The 7,935-nt window shown below is 33.9% G+C and carries 6 protein-coding genes; all 6 read right to left on the minus strand.

Annotated features, from left to right (window positions below; translation table 11 throughout):
- Nucleotides 1–165 precede the first annotated feature (165 nt).
- Nucleotides 166–1,638, minus strand: coding sequence for a xylulokinase (gene xylB / locus AA81_RS01395; RefSeq protein ID WP_103078978.1), 1,473 nt, complete (start codon nucleotides 1,636–1,638; stop codon nucleotides 166–168).
- A gap of 15 nt (nucleotides 1,639–1,653) precedes the next feature.
- Nucleotides 1,654–2,850: an ROK family transcriptional regulator gene (locus tag AA81_RS01400; protein ID WP_103078979.1), complete on the minus strand. Its 1,197-nt coding sequence runs from the start codon at nucleotides 2,848–2,850 to the stop codon at nucleotides 1,654–1,656.
- Between the two features lie 23 nt (nucleotides 2,851–2,873).
- Complete coding sequence (xylA, locus tag AA81_RS01405; protein WP_103078980.1) at nucleotides 2,874–4,190, minus strand: xylose isomerase; 1,317 nt, start codon at nucleotides 4,188–4,190, stop codon at nucleotides 2,874–2,876.
- 33 nt (nucleotides 4,191–4,223) lie between these two features.
- The gene (locus AA81_RS01410; protein ID WP_103078990.1) at nucleotides 4,224–5,318 is read right to left on the minus strand and encodes an ABC transporter permease subunit; all 1,095 of its coding nucleotides are present in this window, start codon (nucleotides 5,316–5,318) and stop codon (nucleotides 4,224–4,226) included.
- Between the two features lie 35 nt (nucleotides 5,319–5,353).
- Nucleotides 5,354–6,892 (minus strand): sugar ABC transporter ATP-binding protein, encoded by a 1,539-nt coding sequence (locus AA81_RS01415; protein WP_103078981.1) that lies wholly within the window; start codon nucleotides 6,890–6,892, stop codon nucleotides 5,354–5,356.
- Nucleotides 6,893–6,977: 85 nt separating this feature from the next.
- The coding region (gene xylF, locus AA81_RS01420) for a D-xylose ABC transporter substrate-binding protein (RefSeq protein ID WP_103897952.1) at nucleotides 6,978–7,935 on the minus strand (958 nt) is incomplete at its 5' end.

Here is a 7,935-nt window from a genome sequence, read left to right on the forward strand (position 1 = left end):
AGCCCACCCATCTAAGGAAGAAAGTTATAATCCTTTACCTAGCTGAATCGAAACGGGCTTCGCCATGTACCCCTTACTGTTTAATAATCAACAATAATTATATCACAAAAAAAGTCGGAATTAAACTAAAAATTTTAAAAGCGGCTAAAGCCGCTCTTTTATATATCATCTTTGAATTTTTGCCAACTCTTCAAAATTTCCTTTCAACGATTTATACAAATTCTTATAAATTCCATAATAATCATCGTAAATCTTTGTATCTTGATAATTAGGTTCAATAATTTCTTTGAATCTTACCCATTTTAAAACATCTTCAAGCTTTTGGCCATCTCCTACTGCAGCCAACATAGCTGCTCCATACGCACCGCCTTCATCAATTTTAGGCATTTTAACGGGTATTTTGAAGTTTGTTGCAACAATCTTTGCCCAACTTTTATTTTTGGCTCCTCCTCCAACTATCCTCATATCTTTTATCTCTGTTTTTTCCTTTATAAGTTCAAAGGAATCCCTAAGGCCAAAGGTTATACCTTCCATGGTTGCCCTTAATATGTCGTTTTCAGTATTCAAAGAAGAAATCCCAAAAAAAACACCTCTCGCGTTAGGATCTCTATGTGGAGTTCTTTCACCGTTTAAGTAAGGAAGAAAAATAATACCGTTTGAACCTGGTACTGATTGGTTTATTCTTTCTTCTATTTCTGCCCAATCCAAACTTGGAAAAAATCTATTTTTAACCCAATTTAGAGAATGAGCAGCTGAAAGCATTACCCCCATGTAATAATATTTATCTTTTATTACATAGTTAAAGTAATGTATTTTTCCTGATAAATCAGGTTCCTTTTTTTCAGTAAGAGTTAGAACAGTACCCGAAGTTCCAATACTAACCATCGACTCTCCTGCTTTCGATATACCTATCCCAAACGCAGCTGATGCATTATCTGCTCCTCCTGAAACAACTTTTGTGTTCTTCCATCCTAATTCTTTTTGTAGGTTTTCTTTTATTTCACCTCGAATCCCATAAGAAGGATACAATTCAGGCATTATATCCATATTAATACCAAAAGTTTCAAATATCTCTTCATCCCAATAATTTGTTTTTACATTAAAACAAGCTGTTCCAGACGCATCGGAGTAGTCTATACCAATGGTTCCTGTTAGCTTAAAAACTATATAATCCTTAGGTAGAAGAATCTTCTTTATTTTGTTAAAATTATCTGTTTCATTTTCTTTTAACCACAGTATTTTTGGGAAAGTGAAACCCTCCAAAAAGGGATTGCCTATTTTGGAGATAACCTTTTCTTCACCACCAAAAGCTTCTGTAGCTTCTTTGCATTGGGGAGTGGTTCTTTGATCACACCAAAGGATTGCGGGCCTAATAGGTTTATTATTTTCATCCAAAACCACTAAACTATGCATTTGTCCGGAAAACCCTATTACATCTATTTGATGCGTTCTGGACACTTTTTTTAATATGTCGTATACACCAATCCACCAATCTTCAGGGTCTTGTTCAGCCCATGCAGGTTTGGGAACTTTCATTTCTAATGGATAGGAATAACTATCCAAAACTTCTCCTTCTTCAGATACAACTAAACCCTTCAATCCGGTTGTCCCGACATCTATTCCTAAATATTTGTGCAAACTGATCACCTCATTCTATATAACAGCTTTTTCTGCAAAATCATCCATCACCCTTAAATTTGCTCCCGTTAGACATGCTGTATCTATATCAAAAAATGGTCTCAAAGGTTTTTTAAAAGATTTTAATGCTGGTTTCAGAGTTCGCGTCCTTATAATATTTTGAATCTCTGTGAAATAATCATCAGGAAAAAGATACCCATACCCCCCAAAAATTACAAACTCAGGATTCAAGATATTTATTAAATTAACTGTTCCTACTCCTAAATAATACAACATCTGTTTAATTATTTCATTGGCGTTTCCTTCCTTCTTTTCGGCTTTTAAAAGAAGATTCCTGAATTTTTCTTCGTAATTGTTGCCTTCCAATCGTCCATTGCTGTATTCGTATATCTTAGAAACGGTATCAATTGAGGCAAACGTTTCCCAACATCCTTGATTATTGCAAAAACATTTTACTCCATCTTCATCGATGCTCATGTGACCAAATTCACCCGCTGTGTAATTAGGTCCCAAATGAATTTGACCGTCTATAAGCAAAGCTCCTCCTATTCCCTGAGATATGAAAACATAGACTCCATTGTTTAGGTTTGCGATATTTTTGTTAAAATACATCTCTGCTTGTAGAGCTAACTTTGCCTCATTTGCAGCGAAAATTGGTTTGTCACATTGAGGTAGTTCTTTCAAAATTGCTCCTCTAAGATCGATCTCACTCCAATTAAAATGGGGTACGTATTCGATAATCAAGTTTTTCCTATCGATCATTCCTGGAAAAGAAAAAGAAAGGCCTACTATATTATTCCCATTAGCATTTTCATATATTCTTTTTATCTCAACAGCTAATTTACCAATAAAAACATTAAAATTTTTTGGGGTTTCAAATTCAACAATCTTATTTATTGAATTGTTCATATATCCAAGACCTACGACTGTTTTTTCAACTCCAACCTTAACGATAATGGAAGCAGCAACACCTTTTGCTGCTTCCAGTTTTATAGGTTTCCTTCCAACCCCTTTAGAAGATTTTCTATCTCCTTCTTCTATTAATTTTTTAGAAATTAAATCATACGTTATCTTTGTCACAGTACTTTTATCCAAACCTGTAAGCTTAGAAATCTCATTTCTTGAAATTCCAGAATAATATCTGATTAAATTGAAAACCATTAATTTGTTTGAATATCCCATTCTTTCTGCATTGATTTTCTTTATCTTCAAAACAAAGCCTCCTGATTTATTGTCTATTCGTAGATATACAAATTTAATAAGTTTTCCAAATATTCTTGTCTTCCCGATTTTGGTACTCCCACTTTTTTATCTAGTACATACTCTTCGAGTTCTTTGAAATTAGTTCGTCCATCCACTATCTTTTTACCCATTCCTTCATTAAAACTATTATACCTTTTTTCTACAAAGTCTTCCAAAACTTTGTCTTCTAAAATCTTATTGGCTAATATCAATCCTAACGCAAATGCATCCATTCCTGCTATATGAGCGTAAAACAGATCAATATTTTCGTAAGAAGGTCTTCTAACATGTGAGTCAAAGTTCAAACCACCCGGAGCTATTCCTCCATTCTTAAGTATTTCATACATTGCCAAAACGTTTTCAAATACGTTTGTTGGGAATTGATCTGTATCCCATCCCAACAATAGATCACCCATGTTAGCATCAACGCTTCCCAATATATTATTTATCCTTGCATACCTTAATTCATGTTGAAAAGTATGACCAGCAAGAGTGGCATGATTTGCTTCTATATTGAACTTGAAATACTTATCAAGATCGTACTTTTGTAAAAATGCATAAGAGTTCGCAACATCAAAATCATATTGATGTTTTGTGGGCTCTTTTGGTTTGGGTTCTATCAAAAATTGGCCATCAAAACCAATTTCTTTGGCGTAATCTACAGCCATGTGTAAAAAATTAGCCAAATTGTTCAATTCCAACTCCATATTAGTGTTTAAAAGGGTTTCATATCCTTCTCTTCCACCCCAGAAAACGTAATTTTCACCATTTAATTCCTTAGTTATTTCAAGTGCTTTTTTCACCTGTGCAGCGGCATATGCATATATATCTGCATCACAAGATGTAGCTGCACCCTGCATAAACCTTGGATGAGTGAAAAGATTTGACGTTCCCCAAAGAAGCTTTATACCTGTTTCTTTCATTCTCTCCTTTATTCTTTCTACTAATTTATCTAATAACTTATTTGTTTCTCTCAACGTTTCTTGTTCATCAACTAAGTCTCTGTCATGGGTACAAAAATACTTAACCCCTAATTTGCTCATGAACTCAAATGCTGCATCACATCTTGCGTAAGCTTTATCTAACGGATCCGAAAATTTGTTCCATTCTCTGTTGGCACTTTCGACCCCGAACATGTCCCTTCCTTCTGCAGTGAAAGTGTGCCAGTATGCCACAGAAAATCTCAAGTGTTCTTCCATAGTTTTATTACCAATTTTTCTCTCGGGATCATAATAATGAAAAGCTAGTGGATCCTTTGATTCCTTACCTACATACTCAACCTTTTTAATATCTTTGAAGTATTCTGCCATTTTAAGACCTCCTATATGTTATTTTGCAAATAGTTATGCCTCTTTCTTTTTACTTGCAACATCAAACCATACTGCAAATATTAATACTAACCCTTTTATAATAGACTGCCAAAACACAGGGACATTCATAAGACTCATTCCATTGTCTAAACTTGCCATAACAATCGCTCCAATTACTGCACCAACAACAGTACCAATTCCACCCATTAAGCTTGTACCACCTATAACACACGCAGCTATTGTATCTAACTCCGCTCCTTCTCCGCCTGAAACTGATGCAGCATTAAGTCGAGAAGTTAAAAAAATACCTCCAAAAGCTGCTAACAATCCATTAATCATAAAAACTATAAGTGTAATCTTTTTTACGTCTATCCCAGACAAAGTTGCCGCCTGACTATTGCCACCAATTGCATATATATATCTTCCAAAAACTGTATTTTGAGAAATATAAGTAAAAAATATTAAAAGAATAAGAGTTATTAATACGGGAAAAGGAACTCCTCGATAAGAATTAAAAATTAGAATAAAAATAGCTATTAATATAGTATAAGCTAATAACTTTAAAAATTCCACTTTTAAAGAAGGAGCATTTAATCCATGAGATTTTTTCTTTTTCCATGAATTAAGTTCTGCTACAATTATAAAAATAGCACCGATAACTCCTATTATTATCCCTATAATATTGGACAGATAGCCCTTCCCTAGAAACTCAAAAAAACCTCTCATTGGACCAATAGTAGTACCTTTTGTAATTCCTAATAGTATTCCTCTGAAAATGAGCATACCACCTAATGTAACAACAAAGGCTGGAACTCCTCGATAAGCTACCCAATATCCATTCCATAAACCTATCAAAAGTCCAATACCTAAAGTAATGAGGATAGAAATTAAGGGATCCATTCCGAACCACACGTGCAAAATTGCTACAATGCCCCCTGTTAGTCCTACAATAGAACCAACCGAAAGATCTATTTGGCCTAATATTATAACAAATACCATCCCCATTGCTAATACTGATAGAAACACTGATTGTCTAAACAAATTAGAAATATTTCTAGCGCTTAAAAAAGAACCTTCGGTCAAGATGGCAAAAAAAACCCAAATTACTATTAAAGCTATTATCATCATGTATGATCTTAAATTTAAATTAATCTTTTTCTTTTTCAAAATACCCCTCCTCCTTCAGTCGCAGTTGCAAGGTACATAACTTCTTCTTGGGTTAAATCGTGATTAATATTTTCTAATTCTCCCATAAATTTACCTTCATGCATAACTATTACCCTATCGCTCATACCTATTATTTCTGGTAATTCAGAAGAAATCATAATTATTGATATACCTTGAGATGTTAAATCATTCATTAATGAATATATTTCTTGTTTAGCCCCAACGTCTATTCCTTTTGTAGGTTCATCCATAATCAATATTTTTGGTGTCCTTATCAAATTTCTACCAAGTAAAACTTTTTGTTGATTTCCCCCACTTAAAGTAGTGATATTCGCTTCTGGAGAAGAAGCTTTAATATTTAATTGTTTGATCATTCTAAGAGCTTCTACTATTTCGTCTTCTTCAGATATTTTAAAATAACTACCGAACTCTTTAATAAAAGTAATTGAAAGGTTTTGCCTTACAGATAAATTGGGAAATATCCCCAAATTTTTCCTATTTTCGGATAAATAAGCTATTCCTAGTTCTAACGCTTGCCTTGGTGAACTTATTTCTAATTCTTTAGCGTTCAAAAATATCTTTCCTCTTTTATTACTCGAATTGAATCCTATTATACTAGTCATTAATTCTGTCCTACCGGCACCAACTAATCCGAAAAGACCTAATATTTCTCCTTTTCTAAGGTTAAAACTAACATCTTCAACGACTTTTCTTTGAGGATCATATTTCTCATAAAGTGTATAATTACTCACTTCAAATACTATTTCGTTGGGAATATAACTCCTTTTGGGGAACATTTGATTTATTTCTCTCCCCACCATCATTTTTATGAGATCACTTTCTTTTACTTCACTAATCGGCTTTGTGTCAATTAATTTACCATCTCTTAAAACGCTGACTGTGTCAGCTAACTCAAAAATTTCGTCAAGCTTATGTGAAATATAAATAGAGGTGATCCCTTCAGATTTCAACTCTTTCAAAATATCAAATAATATCTTTGTTTCATTTTCTGTTAAAGAGGAAGTTGGTTCATCCAAAATTAAAATGTTGCAATTTTTAACTAACGCTTTAGCAATTTCAATTAACTGTTGTTTTGCGGAACCTAAGTATTTTACTTTAGTAAGAACATTTTCATTCTCCATCTTCAATTTTTTTAACCATTTCTGAGTTTCCTTGATCATTTCATTCCAATCTATCGAAACACCTTTTACAATAGCTTTTCCCATAAAGATGTTTTCAACGATATTTAATTCATCAAATAGACTCAATTCTTGGTGAACAACAGCTATCCCAGCTTCTTCGGCCTCTTTAGGATTTCTAAATTTCACTCTTTCACCATGTAAATAAATTTCACCTTCATATGTTCCTAATGGATATATTCCACCTAAAATACTTATCAAAGTAGACTTCCCTGCTCCATTTTCGCCACAAAGAGCATGGATCGTATTTTCTTCTATTTTTAAATTGATATTTTCAAGAGCTTTTACTCCAGGAAACTCTTTTGATATGTTTTTCAATTCTAAAAGAGTGGCCATTTAATCACCTCAATTGTTATACGTCATAGAAATTAGACTGAGAGGGTTAGGGATTGACCCCTAACCCAAATATTCAAAATTTTGTTTAATCTACTTTCGGCCATTGAGATCTGGGAACATTTTTATATACATCTTCTAACTTATGAAAACCATCTTTTACAACTGTTTCTACAATGTTAGTCTTATCAACAGGAATAGGTTCCAAGAAGAAAGTAGATACCTCTTTATACTCATTGTTAATTGTTCCATTTGTTGGAATATGAATATCCTTAGCGGCTGAAACAGCCATAATAGCAGCCATAGTAGCGATATCCTTTATAGGTTTATAGACAGTCACTGTTTGTGTACCTTCAACTACTCTCTGGCAGGCAACCAAATCTGCATCTTGACCAGATACTAAAACTTTTCCTGCTAGTCCCTGTTCCTTTAATGCTTCTACCGCTCCTCCAGCTGTACTATCGTTGGAAGCAACAATAGCATCAATTTGATTTTGAGTTGCGGTTAATGCATTTTCCACAATTTTCATAGCTTCTTGTGCTGACCAGTCTTTTGCCCATTGGTCTCCTACTATTTCTATTGCTCCACTATCAATATAAGGCTGAAGAACCTTCATTTGACCTTCTCTAACAAAATGGGCATTCATATCGGTTGGAGATCCTCCAAGTAAGAAATAATTACCCTCCGGCTTCTTATCAACCAAATATTGTGCTTGAATTTCTCCGATTCTTATTGGATCGAAAGTAATGTAATAATCCAAATCACATTCCATTAAAAGACGATCATACGCAATCACTGGAATTCCATTGGCATGAGCCTCTTCAACCACACTTCCCATAATATAACCATCATGTGCAATAATAACTAATACATCAGCTCCCTGATTCATCATATTTTCTACCTGAGAAACTTGTAGTAAATCATCGTTATTGGCCGATTGTACAATAACCTTTGCACCAAGTTTTTCGGCGGTATCGACAAAAATATCCCTATCTTTTTGCCATCTTTCAAGTTGCAAATTAGCAACAGAAAGCCCAATCAATATT

The organism is Petrotoga halophila DSM 16923, from assembly GCF_002924615.1.

What these genes read in the sequence shown, in the direction of transcription:
- AA81_RS01415 (WP_103078981.1), bottom strand. Translation starts at nt 6,892, where the DNA reads ATGGCCACTCTTTTAGAATTGAAAAACATATCAAAAGAGTTTCCTGGA.
- AA81_RS01410 (WP_103078990.1), bottom strand. Translation starts at nt 5,318, where the DNA reads ATGATGATAATAGCTTTAATAGTAATTTGGGTTTTTTTTGCCATCTTG.
- xylA (WP_103078980.1), bottom strand. Translation starts at nt 4,190, where the DNA reads ATGGCAGAATACTTCAAAGATATTAAAAAGGTTGAGTATGTAGGTAAG.